The sequence below is a fragment of the Amycolatopsis sp. MEPSY49 genome, assembly GCF_051337345.1.
Lineage (GTDB): Bacteria > Actinomycetota > Actinomycetes > Mycobacteriales > Pseudonocardiaceae > Amycolatopsis.
On the sequence record NZ_JBDLYJ010000006.1, the window covers coordinates 236,014 to 255,050 of the forward strand.

The following is a 19,037-nucleotide window of genomic DNA, read 5'->3' on the forward strand; positions in this document are numbered from 1 at the left end:
GATCAGCTCCCCTTGGGCGGCACGAGTTGCAGGTAGACGGTGGTGAGCACCAGGTTCAGCACGAACAGCAGCAGGAACGTGATGACGACGGACTGGTTGACGGCGTCGCCGACCCCCTTCGGCCCGCCCTTGGGGTTCAGCCCGCGGTAGGCGGCCACGACCCCGGCGACGAACCCGAAGATGACCGCCTTGATCTCGCTGATCCACAGGTCGGGCAGCTGGGCCAGGGCCGAGAAGCTCGCCAGGTACGCGCCGGGCGTCCCGTGCTGCATGATCACGTTGAAGAAGTAACCGCCGAGCACGCCGACGACGCTGACCATGCCGTTGAGGAAGACGGCGACGCCCATCGCGGCGAGCACCCGCGGCACGATCAGCCGCTGCACGGGCGAGACGCCGAGGACCTCCATGGCGTCGATCTCTTCGCGGATGGTGCGGGAGCCAAGATCAGCGCAGACGGCGCTTCCTCCTGCGCCGGCGATGAGCAGCGCGGTGACGATCGGGCTGGCCTGCTGGATGATGGCGAGCACGCTGGCCGCGCCGGTGAACGACTGCGCGCCGATCTGCGTGGTCAGCGACCCGATGTGCAGCGCGATGACCGCGCCGAACGGGATGGAGACCAGGGCCGTCGGCAGGATCGAGACGCTCGCGATGAACCAGAACTGCTGGATCAGCTCACGCAGCTGGAACGGGCGGCGGAACGTCAGCCGGACGACGTCGAGGCCGAGCCCGTAGAGCCGCCCGGTCTGCCGCAGCGCGGCGGCCCCGGGGAACGACGTCGTCGTCGTCCGTTCGGCCATTCGTGTGCCTCCCCAGCGGTTCCGGCGGCACGCCGAATACACCCGAGCTGAGCAAGGGGAAATGGTCCGAACGGGGTAACAAATGTCGGCCATTCACGGTCTCGGGGGTCACCGTGCCGTTTCCTACTGGTCGGTACGCTAACGAGGGCCCTGCTGGGAGACAAGAACTTGAGCGGGATCACGCGGTCACGGGCTGGTAACCGCGCATTTCTTGTCCGGCGCTGACAAACGGACCGGATCTTGTTGTCAAAAGTGGAAAAGAAAATACCGACCCGACCGTCGGAAGAGGCGGAAGGGCACCTTTGTAACACCGGACGCACCGAAGGGCACCTTCATCGCGCCTCGTGAGACGAAGGTGCCCTTCAGCGCGTCTGTCAGGACTTGAGGCCGGCCAGCAGCTCGTAGGACCGGACCCGGTCGGCGTGCCCGTGGACCATCGTCGTGACCATCAGCTCGTTCGCGCCGGTGTCGGCCAGCAGCTGTTCGAGTCCCTTGTGGACCGTCTCCGGCGAGCCGATGATGCTCGAGCCGAAGCGGTCGGCCAGGAACGCGCGGTCCATCTCCGTGTACGGGTACTCGGCCGCCTCCTCCGGCGTCGGCAGCGCGATCGGGCGGCCGCGGCGGAGGCTCAGGAACGTCAGCCCGGACGGCCCGGCGAGGAACTGCGCGCGCTCGTCCGTCTCGGCCGCGACGACCGACACGCCGAGCATCACGTACGGCTCGTCGAGCACGCCCGGCCGGAAGTTCTCGCGGTACAGCTGCACGGCCGGAATGGTGTTCTCGGCGGCGAAGTGGTGGGCGAACGAGAAGGGCAGCCCGAGCCGTCCGGCGAGCTGCGCGCTGAAGCCGCTCGAGCCGAGCAGCCACACCGGCGGCTGGTTGCCCTCGGCGACCACCGCGTTGACCCCGCGGGCCTCCGAATGGGTGAAGTAGCCGATCAGCTCCTGCAGGTGCTCCGGGAAGTTGTCCGCGGACAGCCCGCCGGGGCCGCGCAGCGCCAGCGCCGTCCGCTGGTCGGTGCCCGGCGCGCGGCCGATGCCGAGGTCGATGCGGCCCGGGTGGAACGCCTCCAGGGTGCCGAACTGCTCGGCGACGACCAGCGGCGCGTGGTTGGGCAGCATGATCCCGCCGGAGCCGACGCGGATCCGCTCGGTCGCGTCGGCGACGTGCCCGATGAGCACGGCCGTCGCGGAGCTGGCGATGCCGGGCATGTTGTGGTGCTCGGCCAGCCAGTAGCGGGTGAAGCCCAGCCGTTCCGCGTGGCGGGCGAGGTCCAGGGTGTTGCGCAGCGTCTCGCCGACGGTGTTCCCCTCCGAAACGGGGGACAGGTCGAGCACGGACAGCGGCACGTCAGGCAGTGAGCTCACAACCGGGGTCAACGCCCCGGTGCCGCGTTTGCTTCCCGTCCCGCTGTGACGGCCTTCACGGACCGGGGAAGATGACGCATGGCCGAGCTTCCCCTCCGCGATCGGGCGGGCAACGTCCTGCTGGCCGTGCGCCACGTCGCGGAAAGCGACCTCACGCGGCTGGCCGCCGCGGTTCCGATGCCCGCTTCCCTGGTCGTGGCCGTCCACGCCGGCGCCGTCCTGATGATGTTCGACCGGCGGCGGCAGCAGTGGGAGCTGCCCGGCGGCATGCGGGAGGCGGGGGAGAGCTGCCGCCGGGCGGCGGCCCGCGAACTGGCCGAGGAGACCGGCATCCGCGGGGTGGCGCTGACCTTCGCGGCGGTGGCCGAGTTCGCCCTGACCCGGCCCGCGCGCCGGGAGCTGCTCGCCGTCTACCGGACCGGCCTGGCCGCCGCGCCCCGGCTCAGCCTCAGCGAAGAGGGGCTCGGCTTCCGGTGGTGGTCGCCCGGCGAGCCCGTGGGCGCGGACATGAGCCCGCTGGACGCGGAGATCGCCGCGCGGGTCCTCGCGACCGCGTGACCGGACGCTGCCGCCCGGCGGTTTCCGCCAACCGGCCCTGACTCCGGGCCGGACCCGATACGGTTGGGAGGAACCAGCGGAAAAGGGAGGACGGGGTGCCGCGTCCGGAGCGACCCTTGGATCCCGGGGACGACCCGCTGACCGCATTCGCCGCCGATCTGCGGCGGTTGCGGGAAAGCGCCGGGAATCCGACGTACCGCGAGCTCGGCCGGCGCGCGCACTATTCGGCCGGGACGCTTTCGGAGGCCGCCGGCGGGCGGAAACTCCCCAGCCTGGCGGTGACCCTCGCCTACGTCCGGGCCTGCGGCGGAGTGCCCGCTGAATGGGAAGAGCGCTGGCACGCCGTCGCCGACGACGCGCGTCCGGACGAGGCCGCCGCGCCCGAGCCGGAAACCGGGGAAAAGCCGCCGTACGTCGGGCTGGCCGCATTCACCCCCGCCGACGCGGGCCGGTTCTTCGGCCGCGAACGGCTGGTCGAAAAGCTCGTCACCCGGCTTTCGGGACAACGTTTTCTCGCCGTTCTCGGCGCCTCCGGCTCGGGGAAGTCGTCGCTGCTGCGGGCCGGCCTGCTGCCGTCGGTGAAGGACCCGGTCGTCCTGCTGACCCCGGGCGCCCGGCCGCTGCAGGAGTGCGCGGTGAAGTTCGCCGCCGCGCTCGGCCTCGCGCCCGGCGCGCTGCTCGACGACTTCGCCGCGCACCCGCGCAACCTCGGCCTCGCCGCCCGGCAGCTCGCCGAGCTGGAGGACACCGACCGGGCAACGGGGCTCCGGGGCAGCGCCCCGGCGGGGGTGTGGGGGCATCCCCCGCTTGACACCGTGCTCGTCGTGGACCAGTTCGAAGAGGTCTTCACCCTCTGCCAGGACGAGCAGGAGCGGGCCCGCTTCCTCGACGCGCTCGTCACCGCGACCACCGAGCCCGGCAGCCGGACCCGGGTCGTCCTCGGCATCCGCACCGACTTCTACACCCACTGCGCGCGGCACGCGGACCTCGCCGAAGCCATGCAGGACGCGCAGATCCTCGTCGGCCCGATGACCACCGAGGAGCTCCGGCAGGCGATCTCGCGGCCCGCCGTCGACGCCGGCTACCGCGTCGAGACCGCGCTCGTGTCGCGGCTCGTCGCCGACGCGACCGGCCGGCCCGGCGTGCTGCCGCTGCTCTCGCACGCGCTCCTCGAAACGTGGCGAAGACGCCGTGGCACCACGCTCACCCTGGCCGGGTACGAGTCGACCGGCGGCATCGAGCGGGCCATCGCCCAGACGTCGGAAAGCACTTTCGCGCGGCTCTCGCCGCGGCAGCAGCGGCTGGCCCGGCAGGTCTTCCTCCGGATGACCGCGCTCGGCGAAGGCACCGAAGACACCAAGCGCCGGATCGGCCGGGGCGAGCTCGACACCGACGACGAGGACACCGCCGTCGTGCTCGACGGGCTCGCCGCCGCGCGGCTGGTCACGCTCGACGACACCGGCATCGAGATCACGCACGAGGCCCTCATCCGCGGCTGGCCGCGGTTGCGCGAGTGGCTCACCGAGGACCGCGAAGGCCTGCGCGTCCACCGCCAGCTCACCGAGGCGACCGACGCCTGGGAGGCCGTCGGCGAGGACTCCGGCTGGCTTTACCGCGGTACCCGGCTGGCCATCGCCCGCGAGTGGGCCGCGCGCCAGGACACCGCGCTTTCCCAGCGGGAACGGCGGTTCCTCGACGCCAGCCTCGCCGTCGAGCACGCCGAACAGGAGCGCGACCGCCGCCGGACCCGGCGGCTGCGCCAACTCGTCGCGCTGCTCGCCGTGCTGCTGGTCGTCGCCGTCGCGGCCACCGCGTACGCCGTGCACGCCCAGAGCACGGCCACCGACCAGCGCAACAGCGCGCTCGCGCAGAAGGTCGCCGGGCAGGCGCTGGCCATGCGCGCCACCAACCCCGCGCTGGCCGCGCAGCTCGCGCTCGCCGCGTACCGCCTCGACCCGAGCGCCGAAGCCCGCAGCAGCGTGCTCGGCGTGTTCGCGACGCCGTATTCGGCCCGCGTCACCGGGCACACCGGCCGGGTCAACACCGTCGCGCTGCGCCCGGACGGCCGTGTCCTCGCCACCGCGAGCTGGGACGGCTCCGCGCGCCTGTGGGACGTCCACGACTCGCACCACCCGGTGCCGCTGGGCGTCCTGACCGGGCACACCGGCAACGTCAACAACGTCGCCTTCAGCGCCGACGGCCGGACCGTCGCCACCGCCGGCTTCGACGGAACCGCCCGGGTCTGGGACGTGAGCGACCCCGCCCGGCCGGGGCCCGGGATGATCGTCGAGCGCCGCGATGGCAAGTCCTACGCGGTCGCCTTCAGCCCGGTCGCGCCGCTGCTGGTCACCGGCGACGTCGCCGGTACGCTCCGGCTGTACGACACCGCCGACCCCGCCCACCCGCGGCCGGCGGGGGAGCTGACCGGGCACACGTCGTACGTCAACAACCTCGCCTTCAGCCCGGACGGCCGGGTGCTCGCCTCGGCGTCGGCCGACGACACCGCCCGGCTCTGGGACGTCCCCGGGCGGCGCCCGCTCGGCGTCGCGACCGGGCACACCGACGTCGTGCACGACGTCGCCTTCAGCCCCGACGGGCACACCCTCGCCACGGCTTCGGCCGATCAGACAGCGCGCTTGTGGGACGTCACCGATCCCGCCGCCCCGGCGCAGCTGACGTCGCTCGGCGCGCACAAGGCGATCGTCCGGTCGGTCGCGTTCGGCCCCGGCGGGCACACCCTCGCCACGACCGGCTTCGACCGCGTCGCCCGGCTGTGGGACGTCGCCGACCCGCGGCAGCCGCGTGAACTGCAGTCCCTGCCCGGGCACATCGGCGCGGTCGGGTCCGTGGCGTTCAGCCGCGACGGGCGCACGCTCGCCACGGCCAGCGACGACCAGTCCGCCCGGCTCTGGGACCTGCCCGGGCCCGCCGTTCCGGCCCATACCGCGCGGGCGTGCCACGAAGCCTTCGGCCGCGGGGTGCTCGCGACCGGCGGCTACGACGAGGTGGTGCGGCTGCACGACCTCGCCGACCCGGCCGCGCCCCGGACGGTCGCCACGATCGGCGGCTTCGGCGACGCGGTGTGCGGCGTCGCGATCAGCCCGGACGGCCGCACGCTCGCCACCGGCAGCTGGGACCACACGATGACGCTGCGGGACATCACCGACCCGGCCCACCCCGGGCCGCCGACGGTGTTCTCCCGCCCGCACGACGACATCGACGCGGTCGCGTTCAGCCCGGACGGCAAGGTCCTCGCCACGGCGGGCGACGGCCACACCGTCCGGCTCTGGGACCTCGCCGACCGCCTGCACCCGGTCGAGATCGCGAAGCTCCAGGGCCACGACGACGACGTCCACACGCTCGCCTTCAGCCCGGACGGCCGGACGCTGGCCAGCGGCGGCTGGGACCACACCGCGCGGCTGTGGGACGTCTCGGCGCCCCGGGCCCCGAGGCCGCTGGCCAAGCTCGAAGGGCACACCGACACGGTCTTCTCGGTCGCGTTCAGCCCCGACGGCCGCACGCTGGCGACCGCGGGCGCCGACCGCGTGGTGCGCCTGTGGTCCGTCGCCGACCCGGCCGCCGCGCGGGTTTCGGCGGTCCTCGCCGGGCACACGGACATCGTCATGGCGGTGTCCTTCAGCGGCGACGGCCGGGTGCTGGCGTCCGGCAGCTACGACCGCACGGTCCGGCTGTGGGACGTCGCCCGCGCCGAGCCGTACGCGGCGCTGCCCGAGGAAGCGGACCGGGTCTACGCGGTGCAGTTCGCCCCGGACGGCCACACGCTGGCGAGCGCGGTCGCGGACGGCAAGGTACGGTTCTCGGAGACCGATCCTGACCGGGCGGCCGAAAGAATCTGCGCGGTCGCGGCGCCCCGCATCACCGAAGCCGAGTGGGCGGCGAGCCTGCCGGGCATCGATTACTCGCCGCCCTGTTCATAACGAGTTGTTCGGCGTTGTTGTTCGGTGCCGGAGCGCGGACACCGAACAACGTTTGTCCACTAGACATGCCCTCGGACGGCGACGTCCCACGACGTTCACTCACCGGGGGTCTGAAGGGCTCCTTCAAGGGCACGGGAACCCCGCATCCCGCCCCTCGAAGGAGCCCTTCAGCGTGTCCGGGGCCGGTCAGCCCGGCCCGCCGCACGACGTGAAAGGGTCATTCATGTCGCCAGACGACATGAATGACCCTTTCACGTCGTGCGGGTGGCCCGGCCCGGTCGGCCGGGTTCGGGCTCGCGAGCGCACGGGGCTGCGGTTGGCCGGGTCCAGACCGGCGAGGGGCTCGGCCGGGGTCGCGGCGGATGGTTCCGGGGTTGCCCCGGCTCCGCGCGCAAGCGCTTTCGAAGCCCGGCGCCGACGAGGCCGAGCTGGCCGCCCGAGCGAGTCTCCGCCTACCACAAGCCATGAAAGGGTCGTTCATGTCATCTGACGACATGAACGACCCTTTCATGTCGTTGGGTCAGCCGGCCGGGATCCAGTCGGGGTTCGAGGCGAGCACGATCAGCTGCTGCGTAGCCCGGGTCAGCGCCACGTACAGCACCCGCCGCCCCGTCGTCGACTCCGTGATCAAGTCGTTCGGCTCGACAAGAACCACCGCGTCGTACTCCAAGCCCTTCGAATCGAGACTGCCGACGACCTTCAACCGCTCGTCCGCCTGCCCCGACACCCAGCCCGCGACCTCCGGCACCCGGTCCATCGCCGTGATGACGCCGACCGTGCCCTCGACCGCGCCCAGCAGCTCCTTCACCGCCGCCTGCGTCGCGGCCGCCAAGCCCGCCGCCTCGACCGGGCGGACCTCCGGCTCGACGCCGGTCTTGCGGACGGCCACCGGCAGCTCGCCCGACTCCGCGTGCCCGGCCACGACCTTGGCCGCGAGGTCGAAGATCTCCGCCGAGTTCCGGTAGTTCGTGCGCAGCGTGAACCGCCGCCTCGCCGTCTTGACGCCGAACGCCTGGTCGCGCGCGGAAGCCGCCTCCGCCGGGTCCGGCCACGAGCTCTGCACCGGGTCGCCGACGACGGTCCAGCTCGCGTACTTGCCGCGCCGCCCGACCATCCGCCACTGCATCGGCGAGAGGTCCTGCGACTCGTCGACGACGACGTGCGAGTACTCGTCGTAGTGCTCCGGGCGCGTCGGCGCCCCGCCGGAGCGTTCCGGCTCGACCTCGATCATCTGGCGCCGCTTGCGCTTCGGCGGCGGCCCGATCAGCACGCGCAGCTCGTCGAGCAGCGCGACGTCCGCGATCGACCAGCCCCGTGAGCGGTCCGCGAGGTCCGCCGCCAGCAGCGAGATCTCCTGCCGGTTCAGGACGCCCTTCGCCACCGACGCCAGCCGCTTCTCCTCGCCCAGCCACTTGAGGATCTGCGCCGGGTAGAGCACCGGCCACCAGACGACCAGGAAGCGGTGGAAGTCGATCCGCTCGCCCAGGTCGGTGATCAGCTCCGCGCGGTCGATCTGCTTCCCGTCGGCCTTCGCGTACTCCTCGGCCTTCGCCGCCAGCGCGTCGAGCAGCAGCTCCGCCGCCCGGATCCGCGACCGGTTCGGCGGCGCACCCTGCGTGTGGGCCTTGCGGCGCACCTTCTCCAGCTCCCGCGCGGTCAGCTTGAGGACCTCGCCGCGGTAGACGATCCGCATCTCCTCCGGCGCGCCCGGCGGCGTGTCGCGCAGCGCCCGCAGCAGGATCTTGCGCATCCGCAGCGATCCCTTGATCGCGGCCAGCGGCGCCGCGTCCTGCCGGGTCGCCTCCAGCCCGTCGAGGACCTCGCCGAGCGCGCGCAGTTCGACGTTCGTCTCACCCATCGAGGGGAGCACTCGCGAGATGTAGCTGGTGAACACGCCCGACGGCCCGATCACGAGCACGCCCGCCCCGCCCAGCTGACGGCGGTAGCGGTACAGCAGGTAGGCCGCGCGGTGCAGGGCGACGGCCGTCTTGCCGGTGCCCGGGCCGCCGGTGATCTCGGTGACCCCGCGCCACGGCGCCCGGATGACCTCGTCCTGCTCCTTCTGGATGGTCGCGACGATGTCGCGCATCTTCTCGCCGCGCGAGCGCCCCAGCGCGGCCATCAGCGCGCCTTCGCCGACGATCCGCATGTCCTCGGGGACGGCGTCGGCGATCAGGACGTCGTCGTCGACGTCGAGGACGTTCTGGCCAGAGCAGCGGATCACGCGCCGCCGCACGACGTCCATCGGTTCCTCGGCGGTGGCCTGGTAGAACGCGGCCGCGGCGGGCGCGCGCCAGTCCGTGACGAGGTTGTCGAACTCGGCGTCGCGGATGCCGAGCCGGCCGACGTAGGTGCGTTCGCCGTCGCGGTCGTCGAGGCGGCCGAAGACGAGCCCTTCGTACTCGGCGTCGAGCGACTGGAGCGTCTGGTTCGCGTGGTAGACCATCATGTCGCGCTCGAACAGCATCGACGCCTGCTCGAAGATCGCCTCGCGCTGCGCGCCCTGGCCGATCTCGTAGCCCTTGGTGCGCATCGCCTCGGCTTGGGTGCGCAGTTCGTCCAGACGGGTGTACACGCGATCGACGTGGGCTTGTTCGATGGCGATCTCGGCCCGTCTGACCCGAGGTTCCGACACGCATGGCTCCTTGACAGCTCTGGATCGCCTCCGAGGGCGAAGAACGACTCTACGCGTTGGCTCCGGCGGGCACACCGATGTCCCGGTTCTGAGTGCCGCGCGTCATCACCGCACAATCAAGGCGTGACCAGGATCGTGGCCGGGACGGCGGGCGGGCGGCGGCTGAAGGTGCCGCCGAAGGGCACCCGGCCGACGTCGGAGCGCGTGCGGGAAGCCCTGTTCAACGCCCTCGAGACGGCGGGGGAGGTCGACGGCGCCCACGTCCTCGACCTCTACGCCGGCTCCGGCGCGCTCGGCCTCGAAGCGCTCTCCCGCGGCGCGTCGGACGCCCTGTTCGTGGAGGCCGACCGGCGCGCGGTGGACGTCCTGCGCGGCAACGTCGCGGCGCTGGGCCTCGGCGGCACGGTCCGGGCCGGGCAGGTCGAGACGGTCGTCGCGGCACCCGCGCCGTCTTCGTTCGACCTGGTCCTGGCGGACCCGCCGTACGCCGTCGACGCGGCCGCGCTGGGCAAGGTCCTGGCGTCGCTGGCCGCGGGCGGCTGGCTCGGGTCGTCGGCGCTGGTGGTGATCGAACGCGCCGCGCGCGACGGCGAGCCGGACTGGCCGCCGGGCTTCGAACCGACGCGCGCGAAGAAGTACGGCGACACGGCGGTCTTCTGGGCCGAATACTCGCCTGTGGCGTGAGCCACACGGCGGAAACCCCGTTCGGCACGGTAGCGTCCGCGCCATGCGGCGTGCGGTCTGTCCCGGTTCCTACGATCCGGCCACCAACGGCCACCTCGACATCATCGAACGCGCGAGCGTGCTGTTCGACGAGGTCGTCGTCGCGGTGGGGGTGAACAAGAGCAAGAAGGGTCTCTTCGAGGTCGAAGAGCGCCTGGAGATGCTGCGCGAGATCACCTCGAAGCTGCCGAACGTGCGCGTCGACTCGTGGGAGGGCCTGCTGGTCGACTACTGCCGCGAGAACGACATCGCGGCCGTCGCCAAGGGCCTGCGCTCGGTCAGCGACTTCGACTACGAGCTGCAGATGGCCCAGATGAACCGCGAGCTGACCGGCGTCGAGACGCTCCTGATGGCGAACAACCCGGCGTACGGGTTCGTGTCCAGCTCGCTGGTGAAGGAGGTCGCGGCCCTCGGCGGCGACATCGAGCACCTCGTGCCGGCGGTGGTCTACGAGCGCCTCTCGGAGAAGTTCCCGAAGCTCGGGCGCTGATCGGCCCCCTACGTTCGTCGGGACTTGCGGCTCCTGCCGCCCGAGTTCACGTTCTCGTCTTCTGAGGATCATCCGGTCGGGTTACGGTCCGAAAATGACCAACAACCGATCACGCCTGGTCGCGGTTCTCTTCGCGCTCCTGGCCACGTTGTCCATGGGGGTCACCGCCGCCGAAGCGGTGACGAACGCACCCGCGGTCGCCGCGCAGAACGCGTGCGGCAACCTCTCCGGGTTCTCGCACACGACGCTCTCGGCCCTGCCCGCCGAGGCGACGACGACGTACAACCTGATCCAGAAGGGCGGCCCGTTCCCGTACCCGCAGAACGACGGCGTCGTCTTCGACAACCGCGAAGGCATCCTCCCGTCGTGCGCGTCGGGCTACTACCACGAGTACACGGTGCCGACGCCCGGCTCGAGCAACCGCGGCACGCGCCGCATCGTGACCGGCTCGGGCGGCGAGTACTTCTACACCGGCGACCACTACGCGACGTTCAAGGTCATCGACATCTCCGGCGGCGGCACGACCCACGCCTGCGGCGACCTGTCGGGCCTGACCAAGATCGGCTACTCGCAGCTCTCGTCGGCGGCTCGCACGGTGGTCGACAACGTCCGCGGCGGCGCGACCAGCAGCACGACCTACGAGAACCGCGAAGGCGTGCTCCCGGCCTGCGCGTCCGGCTACTACAAGCTGTTCACCGTGGGCACGAACGACCGCGTGATCTCCGGCAAGGCGGGCGAACTGGCCTACACGCCCGACCACTACGTCACGTTCAAGCGGATCGACCTGAATTCCTGAGTCCGCGTGCAACGCGCCGCGCTTCCCCGTCCGTGAGTACCGGGGGAACATCGGACGGGGAGGCGCGATGCGGGCTGGGGACGAAGCGGGGTTCCGGGAGTTCGCCAGGGAACGGGCGCTGCCGCTGCGGCGGACGGCGTTCCTCCTGTGCGGCGACTGGCACCTGGCCGAAGACCTGGTCCAGGTCGCGCTCATCAAGCTCTACCGGGTCTGGCCGAAGGTCGCCCGGACGGGGCCAGTCGACAACTACGCGAGACAGGTCCTGCTCCGCTGCTGGCTCGACGAGCGGCGACGGCCGTGGCGGCGCAACGAGCGCCGCGACGGGGTCGTCCCCGAGGAGCCGCGGCCCGATGCGGCCGACGCCGGCATCTCCGGTGACCTGCTCCGCGCCCTCGCCGGGGTTCCACCGAAGCAGCGCGCCGCCGTCGTGCTCCGCTACTGCGCCGACCTCCCGGTCGCCGAAGTCGCGAAGGCACTGCGCTGCTCGGAAGGAACCGTCCGGAGCCAGGCCGCGCGCGGGCTCGAAGCCCTGCGCGCGGCTCTGACGCGGCCCGAGGCCGCCGAGAGGAGCGTGTGATGACCGACTTGGAGACGCGGCTGCGCGAGGTGTCGCTCGCCGAGCCGCCCCTGGGGTTCGACCCCGACGACGTCGTGACGAAGGCGGCGAAGCGGGTGCGCAACCGCCGCGCGACGGTGGCGACCGTGGTGGTGACGCTGGGGATCGCCGGCGCGGCGGTCGTGGCGCTGCGGCCGTCGCCACCGCAGCCCGCGCCCCCGGCGGCGACGTACCTGCCGCCGGTGATCGTGGTGAAGCCGCCGCAGCAGCCGCAGACGCCGCTCGAGCAGCGGAACATGGCGCACCTGAAGGAAGTGCTGCCGACCGTGATCCCGGGGGCGCGCAAGATCGTCATCGACAGCTTCTTCACCCTGGGCGGCGAGCTGCACCCCGACGAGATGGGCACGACCGTGTCCTTCGTCGACCACGAGGGGAAGGGTCACAGCTTCAACTTCGGCGTCATGGGGAAGCTCACCGTGGCGCGGAACACGCGGCCGGTGGCGGAGGCGTGCCCGCCGGAAGCGTCGATGCGGTGCGACAAGATCCCCCGGCCCGACGGCAGCACGGTCGTGATCACCGAATACAGCGAAGGGCTGCCGGGCCGACCCCCGACCGGGAAGGTGGACGGGCGCGGCGCCGTGCACTACCGCGCCGACGGGACCGCTGCCGACGTCGACGACATGGGGGGTCTGTCCGTGATGGCGGCGGCCGACCTGGGCCTTCCGGCCGACGCGGCCGGCTTCCGGACCGGCGGCGGACCGAGCCTCGACGACCGGCAGCTGATCGCGTTGGTCACCGACCCGGGCTTCGCGACCCAGTAGGGGGACACCGGCACCGGGCGCGGTCCACGGGGACACGCCCGGTGCCGGTGGCGTTCACCGGTTCGGCCGCGGAAACGGGCAGACTGGTCCCAGCGACAGGGGATTGGAGTTGCCGTGTACCGGGTTTTCGAGGCGCTCGACGAGCTCGTCACCATCGTCGAGGAGGCGCGCGGCGTCCCGATGACGTCCAGCTGCGTGGTGCCCCGCGGCGACGTGCTCGAACTCCTCGACGACGTCCGCGACGCGCTCCCCGCGGAGGTCGACGACGCCCAGGACGTCCTCGACAAGCGCGACGACCTGATCCACGCCGCCCGCAAGGAGGCGGGGGAGACGGTGGCGGGGGCCAACGCCGAGGCCGAGCGCGCGATCGCGGACGCGACGGACGAGGCCGAGCGCATCCTGGCCGACGCGCGCGCCCGCGCCGAGCAGATGCTCGCCGACGCCCACGACCAGGCCGACCGCACGGTGGCGGCGGGCCAGGCGGAGTACCAGAACCTCACGGACCGCTCCCGGGCGGAGTCCGAGCGCATGATCCAGGCCGGCCGCGACGCGTACGACCGCGCGATCGAGGACGGCCGCGCCGAGCAGGCGCGGATGGTGGCCCAGACGGAGGTCGTCCAGGCGGCCCACGCGGAGTCGGCGAGGATCGTGGACGAAGCCCACGCGGAGGCCGACCGCCAGCGCGCGGACTGCGACGCGTACGTGGACGGCAAGCTGGCGGAGTTCTCGGAGCTCCTGGCGACGACGCTGCGAACGGTCGACTCGGGCCGCAACCACCTGCGCTCGCCGGCGAACCTGCCGAGTTCGGGCGGCCGGCCGACGCTGTACGACTACCAGGTGTGACGCGAATCTCGTCTTGAGCGGGGGTTGTCCCCAGGCCGGGCCGGTTGTGGACAACCGGCCCGCGGCGGCGCCTTTCCCGGCTTTTCGCCGGGCGGCGCCGGTAAACTGGACCGGGGACGCCCCCCTGGGAGTGGCGGGGGCCGCCCGGCTTCCGCGGCCTCGCCCCAACGCCACATCGGCTGCGTAGCCGGAGGGGCTCGCCGCCCCCCGTCAGTGCCCTACCGCGCCCACCGACGACATGAACGACTCATTCATGTCGTCTGGTGACAGGATCCCGGCAAAGTCAGGTCAGCGCGGCCGATCCGGTCGCCCGCACGTCATGAACGGGTCGTTCACCTCGTCAGACGACATGAACGACCCTTTCATGACATCGCCGCGACGCCGGGCAGGCCGCGCGGCCACGACTTTGCCGGAGCCCCCTGTCACCTGACGACGTGAATGACTCATTCACGTCGTCCGACCCTGGGGTCCCAGCTCAAAAGGGGTGGCGACCAGTGCGTACTCTGGACTGGATGTCCGAGAACAAGACCCCCCAGCTCGACGACCGCAGCCCCTGGGTGATCGACACCCGTGAGCTCGGCCGTCACGCCGGCCTCAGCCGCGCCCTCAAGCGCAGCGTGCCGGTGGAGACGCCGCTCGGCGTCCCCGATGTCATCACCATCGAAGCCGGCTCCGAGCTGGAACTCGACCTGCTCCTCGAGTCCGTCGTCGAAGGCGTCCTCGTCAGCGGCACCGCGAAGGCCACGGCGAAGGGCACCTGCGCCCGCTGCCTCGACCCCATCACCGAAGAGGTCGAGGTCGAGGTCCAGGAGCTGTTCGCCTACCCGGGCTCGGCCACCGAGGAGACCACCGACGAGGACGAGATCCCCCGGCTGGTCGACGACCGGATCGACCTCGAACCCATCGTGCGCGACGCGATCGTGCTGGCCCTCCCGCTGGCGCCGCTGTGCACCGAAGACTGCGCCGGGCTCTGCACGGAGTGCGGCGTCAAGTGGGCCGATCTCGAGCCCGGACACGGGCATGAGAAGATAGACCCTCGGTGGGCCGCACTGGTCGAGCGCTTCGACGAGAACGCGGGCGAAAAGCCCGGGCCCAGCTGAAGAAGCAAACCTGACGAGCGCCCCAGCTCGATCCGGTGAGAAAGTTCGCTCGCACGACCGCGAGCAGACCGTCTTAAGGAGATCTACTCGTGGCCGTCCCGAAGCGGAAGATGTCGCGATCCAACACGCGCTCCCGCCGCAGCCAGTGGAAGGCGGCTCCGGTGCAGCTGGTGCCCTGCTCCAACCGCGCCTGCAAGCAGCCGAAGCTCCAGCACGTCGCGTGCCCGTCGTGCGGCCAGCACAACGGCCGCCAGGTCGTCGAGCCCGCCTGATCGGGTAGCCGACATGGGGGGCAAGACGCCCGGGGGACCACCCGCCGATCCGGCGCCGTTGCTCGAAGCGCTCGGGGTCACACTCGACCCCGAGCTGCTCCGGCTGTCGCTGACCCACCGTTCGTACGCGTACGAAAACGGGGGTCTGCCGCCGAACGAGCGGCTCGAGTTCCTCGGTGACGCGGTGCTCGGCCTGGTCGTCACCGACCACCTCTACACCACACACCCCGACCTGCCCGAAGGTCAGCTCGCGAAGCTCCGCGCCAGCGTCGTCAACATGCACGCGCTGGCGCGGGTCGCCCGCGGGCTCGGCGAGGGCGGGCTCGGGGCGCACCTGCTGCTCGGCAAGGGCGAAGAGCTCACCGGCGGCCGGGACAAGGCGAGCATCCTCGCCGACGGGCTGGAGGCGGTCATCGGTGCCGTCTACCTCGAGCACGGCATCGAGATCGCCCGCAAGCTCGTGCACCACCTCTTCGACGGCCTGCTCGCCGAAGCGCCGCTGCGCGGTGCCGGGCTCGACTGGAAGACGAGCCTGCAGGAGCTGACCGCGTCGGCCGGCCTCGGCGTGCCCGAGTACAAGGTCGAGGACACCGGGCCGGACCACCGCAAGGAGTTCACGGCCACGGTGCTCGTCGCCGGCCGTCCCCTCGGCCACGGCACCGGCTCGACGAAGAAGGAAGCCGAGCAGAAGGCCGCCGAGACGGCGTGGCGCTCGCTGTCCGCCGAACTCGAGGCCGAGAAGGCCGAGAAGAAGGAAGACGCGGAGTCCTGATCACCGGGAACCTCCGTTGACGATTTCCCGAACCGCTCAGTAGCGTGTGGCGATCCGCCGCGCTCGTACCTGACTGAGAGGTTTGGCGGAATGCGTCTGTTCTTCGTCCCCTTGCTCGCGGCGGCGCTCGTCGTCGTGCCCGGACCGGTGGCTTCGGCCGCGCAGATCCGGGTCACGTCGCTTTCGGCGCTGCAGTCCGCCATGGACAAGGCGAACCCCGGCGACACGATCGTGCTCGCCGACGGCTCCTACGCCGCGGGCTCGACGCTCTCGATCAAGCGGTCCGGCACGAGCGCCGCGCCGGTGACCGTCGCCGCGGAGCACACCGGCCAGGCCACGATCACCGGCTCGAAGACGTTCGCCTTCGCGAGCGGCGTCTCGAACGTGGTGCTGCGCGGGTTCAAGTTCCGGGGCAGCGCGAAGCTGAGCGTCCCGGCCGGCGCGTCGGACAACCGCTTGACCCGCAACGACTTCCAGCTCACGACCGACGGCAACTGGGTGACGGTCAGCGGCGACGACACCGTCGTCGACCGGAACGTCTTCCAGAACCGCACCACCCAGGGCGTGTTCCTGCAGATCCTCGGGCCGTCCGGCGCGATGGCCCAGCACGTCCACGTGCACCACAACTACTTCTACAACCACCAGTTCAGCGGCTCGAACGGTGGCGAGTCGATCCGGCTGGGGCTCAGCGACCACCAGTCGTACCCGGCCAACGCCCTGATCGAGAACAACCTGTTCGAGAAGGCGGACGGCGACAGTGAGGCGATCTCGGTCAAGTCGTCCGACAACGTGGTGCGCTACAACACGATCCGCGACAGCAAGGGCTACATCGTGCTGCGCCACGGCAACCGCAGCACCGTCGAAGGCAATGTGCTCTTCGGCTCGGGAATCCGGTTCCACGGGAACGACCACAAGATCGTCGACAATTACGTGGCGAATTCCGGCGACCGCGCGATCGTGTTCGGGTCCGGTGACGAAGCCGACAGCGGGCCGACGAGCAAGCTGCACGACCGCCCGGACCGCGTCACGGTCGCGTACAACACGGTTCTCGGCAGCTCTTCGGTGATCGACGGCGACGGCGGCGACTTCAAGCCGAAGGACTGCGTGGTCGCGGACAACATCGTCAAGGGGACGTCGGGGACGCTCGTGACGCTGCCGAGCGGATCGACGGTCAAGTACGAAGGCAACATCACGTTCGGCGGCACCGCGGGGATCCCGTCGCGCTCGGTGGACCCGAAGCTGGTCAAGGACGCCGCCGGGCTCTACCGGCTGGCTTCCGGCAGCCCGGCGATCGACGCCGGGGTCGGGTCGTACCCGTCCGCGGCGAAGGACTTCGACCTGCAGGCCCGTAGTGGTGCTTACGACGTCGGCGCGGACGAGTACTTCACGTCCGGCACGACCCGCGTCCCGCTGACGAAGGCCGACGTCGGACCCTCCGCGCCGTAAATTGTCAGACCTCCCGGGCACAATGAAGGCATGCCCGAACTCCCCGAGGTCGAAGTCGTCCGGCTGGGCCTGCAGACGCACGTCGCGGGCCGGACCATCCGCGAGGCGGAGGTCCTGCACCCGCGCGCCATCCGCCGGCACGCGCTCGGCGCGGAGGACTTCACGAAGCGGCTGATCGGCAGCCGCGTCGAGGCGGCGCGGCGCCGCGGCAAGTACCTGTGGCTCGAGCTGTCCGACAAGGAGGCGCTGCTGGCGCACCTCGGGATGAGCGGGCAGATGCTCGTCCAGCCCGAGGGCGCGCCGGACGAGAAGCACCTGCGGGTGCGGCTGCGCTTCGCCGACGACGGCCCGGAGCTGCGGTTCGTCGACCAGCGGACGTTCGGCGGCCTGGCACTGGACGACGTGCACGACGTCGGCGACGACGTGCCGCTCCCGGACACGATCGCGCACATCGCGCGCGACCCGATGGACCCGGCGTTCGACCTCGACACGGCGGTGCGCGCGCTGCGGTCGCGGCGCACCGAGGTCAAGCGGGCGCTGCTGGACCAGACGCTGGTGTCGGGCATCGGCAACATCTACGCGGACGAGGCGTTGTGGCGCGCGCGCCTGCACTGGGCCCGGCCGACGGAGAAGCTGACGCTCGCGAAAGGGCGCGAGCTGCTGTCCGCGGCCTCGGACGTGATGAACGCGGCCCTGGGCGCGGGCGGCACGTCGTTCGACGCGCTGTACGTGAACGTGAACGGGCAATCGGGGTACTTCGACCGTTCGCTGGACGCGTACGGCCAGGAGGGGATGCCCTGTCACCGCTGCGGCACGGCGATCCGGCGGGAGCCGTTCATGAACCGGTCGTCGTTCTCGTGCCCGCGGTGCCAGCCGCGACCGCGCGCAAACTTGCGTTGATAAATGGTGTTCAGCTTTCAGCTAGGATGAATGTGCCTGGCAGCTGAGGGAGTGCATCGTGGTCAAGGAGCCCGGAAAGTCGACGCTGGCCGACAAGATCGACCGGCTGTTCCACGTGGTCCGCAGGCCCGATCGGGAGCCGTACAGCAACGAAGAGGTCGCGAAGGCGTGCCGCGAGGCAACGGGCGAGAGCTTCTCGACGACGTACTTGTGGCAGCTGCGCACGGGCCGCCGCGACAACCCGACGAAGCGTCATTTGGAGGCGCTGGCCCAGTTCTTCGGGGTCCCTCCGGCATACTTCTTCGACGACGAGCAGAGTACGAAGATCGCGGAAGAGCTGGCCTTGCTGGGTGCGCTGAGAGACGCGGGGGTCCGGGATCTGGCGCTGCGAGCGGTGACGCTGTCGTCGGACGGCTTGGACACGATCAGCGACATGATCGACGCGATAGCCCGGAGGGAGGCAGGCCGCGGCACACCGAAGAGGGAGGGCTGAGGTGACGGCAGTGGCCGGGCCGGGCCGACAGCCGGGGGCTCGCGTGGGGTGCCGGCCGAGCGCGGCTGCGAGCCAGCAGCCGGGCGCCGGCCGCCGGACCAGGGCTGGCTCGGTCGGTGGGTCAGGTCGCGGGCTGGGTGCTGGGGCGAGCCACCAGCCGGGCGCCGGCTGCCGGGCCAGGGCTGGCTCGGCTGGTGGCTCAGGTCGCGGGCTGGGCGTTGCGGCGAGCCACCAGCCGGGCGCCGGCCGCCGGACCAGCGCCGGATCGGTCGGTGGCTCAGGTCGCGGGGTGGGTGCTGCGGCGAGCCCTTGGTTGGGCGTCGGTTTCTGCTGTCGGGCCGGCGCTGGCTCGGCTGGTGGCTCAGGCCGCGGGCCGGGCGCTGACTTGCCGTCGAGCGAGCGCCGCCAACCGGTCGCTGCCCCTAGCTGCCGCGCGCGAGCCATCCCGCAACCCCGGCCGAAACTCGCGCCCGCGATCTTCCCCCCTCCGCGTATCCCCGCCGCCCCCTCCGCGTTGAACCGGCCGAGGC

General features: G+C 71.6%; 17 protein-coding genes. 14 read left to right on the forward strand and 3 right to left on the reverse strand.

Annotation, left to right across the window (positions count from 1 at the left end; genetic code table 11):
• Positions 1-2: 2 nt before the first annotated feature.
• Both ABFJ78_RS27210 and ABFJ78_RS27215 read right to left on the reverse strand, forming a co-directional pair.
• Positions 3-797, reverse strand: coding sequence for an MlaE family ABC transporter permease (locus ABFJ78_RS27210; RefSeq protein WP_436389449.1), 795 nt, complete (start codon positions 795-797; stop codon positions 3-5).
• A 374-nt stretch (positions 798-1,171) separates the two neighbouring features.
• Positions 1,172-2,164 (reverse strand): LLM class flavin-dependent oxidoreductase, encoded by a 993-nt coding sequence (locus tag ABFJ78_RS27215; RefSeq protein ID WP_436389451.1) that lies wholly within the window; start codon positions 2,162-2,164, stop codon positions 1,172-1,174.
• Between the two features lie 78 nt (positions 2,165-2,242).
• Between ABFJ78_RS27215 and ABFJ78_RS27220 the strand changes: the two genes are divergently transcribed.
• Both ABFJ78_RS27220 and ABFJ78_RS27225 read left to right on the forward strand, forming a co-directional pair.
• Positions 2,243-2,722 carry an NUDIX hydrolase gene (locus ABFJ78_RS27220; protein WP_436389452.1) on the forward strand — a complete coding sequence of 160 codons (480 nt, stop codon included), beginning with the start codon at positions 2,243-2,245 and terminating at the stop codon, positions 2,720-2,722.
• Positions 2,723-2,838: 116 nt separating this feature from the next.
• Entirely contained in the window at positions 2,839-6,660 is a 3,822-nt protein-coding gene (locus ABFJ78_RS27225; RefSeq protein WP_436389453.1) for an nSTAND1 domain-containing NTPase, read from the forward strand.
• A 520-nt stretch (positions 6,661-7,180) separates the two neighbouring features.
• Here ABFJ78_RS27225 and ABFJ78_RS27230 read toward each other — a convergent pair.
• Positions 7,181-9,295 carry a HelD family protein gene (locus ABFJ78_RS27230; RefSeq protein ID WP_436389454.1) on the reverse strand — a complete coding sequence of 705 codons (2,115 nt, stop codon included), beginning with the start codon at positions 9,293-9,295 and terminating at the stop codon, positions 7,181-7,183.
• A gap of 123 nt (positions 9,296-9,418) precedes the next feature.
• On the opposite strand from ABFJ78_RS27230, the gene rsmD reads away from it, so the two are divergent.
• The 12 genes from rsmD (at position 9,419) to ABFJ78_RS27290 (ending at position 18,507) form a co-directional block, all read left to right on the forward strand.
• A complete protein-coding gene (gene rsmD / locus ABFJ78_RS27235; RefSeq protein ID WP_436389455.1) occupies positions 9,419-9,979 on the forward strand; it encodes a 16S rRNA (guanine(966)-N(2))-methyltransferase RsmD in 561 nt (186 codons plus the stop codon).
• Positions 9,980-10,022: 43 nt separating this feature from the next.
• On the forward strand, positions 10,023-10,508 hold the full coding sequence (coaD, locus tag ABFJ78_RS27240; protein ID WP_436389456.1) for a pantetheine-phosphate adenylyltransferase: 486 nt from the start codon (positions 10,023-10,025) through the stop codon (positions 10,506-10,508).
• Between the two features lie 94 nt (positions 10,509-10,602).
• A complete protein-coding gene (locus ABFJ78_RS27245; protein WP_436389457.1) occupies positions 10,603-11,304 on the forward strand; it encodes a ribonuclease domain-containing protein in 702 nt (233 codons plus the stop codon).
• 67 nt (positions 11,305-11,371) lie between these two features.
• Positions 11,372-11,881, forward strand: coding sequence for an RNA polymerase sigma factor (locus ABFJ78_RS27250; protein WP_436389458.1), 510 nt, complete (start codon positions 11,372-11,374; stop codon positions 11,879-11,881).
• Positions 11,881-12,681 carry a hypothetical protein gene (locus ABFJ78_RS27255; protein WP_436389459.1) on the forward strand — a complete coding sequence of 267 codons (801 nt, stop codon included), beginning with the start codon at positions 11,881-11,883 and terminating at the stop codon, positions 12,679-12,681. The genes ABFJ78_RS27250 and ABFJ78_RS27255 overlap by 1 nt, the downstream gene beginning before the upstream one ends.
• Before the next feature lie 114 nt (positions 12,682-12,795).
• Positions 12,796-13,524, forward strand: a complete 729-nt coding sequence (locus ABFJ78_RS27260; RefSeq protein ID WP_436389460.1) for a DivIVA domain-containing protein — start codon at positions 12,796-12,798, stop codon at positions 13,522-13,524.
• Positions 13,525-14,036: 512 nt separating this feature from the next.
• Positions 14,037-14,624 carry a YceD family protein gene (locus ABFJ78_RS27265; RefSeq protein ID WP_436389461.1) on the forward strand — a complete coding sequence of 196 codons (588 nt, stop codon included), beginning with the start codon at positions 14,037-14,039 and terminating at the stop codon, positions 14,622-14,624.
• An 89-nt stretch (positions 14,625-14,713) separates the two neighbouring features.
• Positions 14,714-14,896, forward strand: a complete 183-nt coding sequence (gene rpmF, locus ABFJ78_RS27270) for a 50S ribosomal protein L32 (RefSeq protein ID WP_003090635.1) — start codon at positions 14,714-14,716, stop codon at positions 14,894-14,896.
• A 13-nt stretch (positions 14,897-14,909) separates the two neighbouring features.
• Positions 14,910-15,668: a ribonuclease III gene (rnc, locus tag ABFJ78_RS27275; protein WP_436389462.1), complete on the forward strand. Its 759-nt coding sequence runs from the start codon at positions 14,910-14,912 to the stop codon at positions 15,666-15,668.
• 90 nt (positions 15,669-15,758) lie between these two features.
• Positions 15,759-17,114 (forward strand): chondroitinase-B domain-containing protein, encoded by a 1,356-nt coding sequence (locus tag ABFJ78_RS27280; RefSeq protein WP_436389463.1) that lies wholly within the window; start codon positions 15,759-15,761, stop codon positions 17,112-17,114.
• 30 nt (positions 17,115-17,144) lie between these two features.
• Positions 17,145-18,014: a bifunctional DNA-formamidopyrimidine glycosylase/DNA-(apurinic or apyrimidinic site) lyase gene (gene mutM / locus ABFJ78_RS27285; RefSeq protein WP_436389464.1), complete on the forward strand. Its 870-nt coding sequence runs from the start codon at positions 17,145-17,147 to the stop codon at positions 18,012-18,014.
• 58 nt (positions 18,015-18,072) lie between these two features.
• Complete coding sequence (locus ABFJ78_RS27290; RefSeq protein ID WP_400883778.1) at positions 18,073-18,507, forward strand: helix-turn-helix domain-containing protein; 435 nt, start codon at positions 18,073-18,075, stop codon at positions 18,505-18,507.
• The last annotated feature ends 530 nt before the right edge of the window (positions 18,508-19,037 follow it).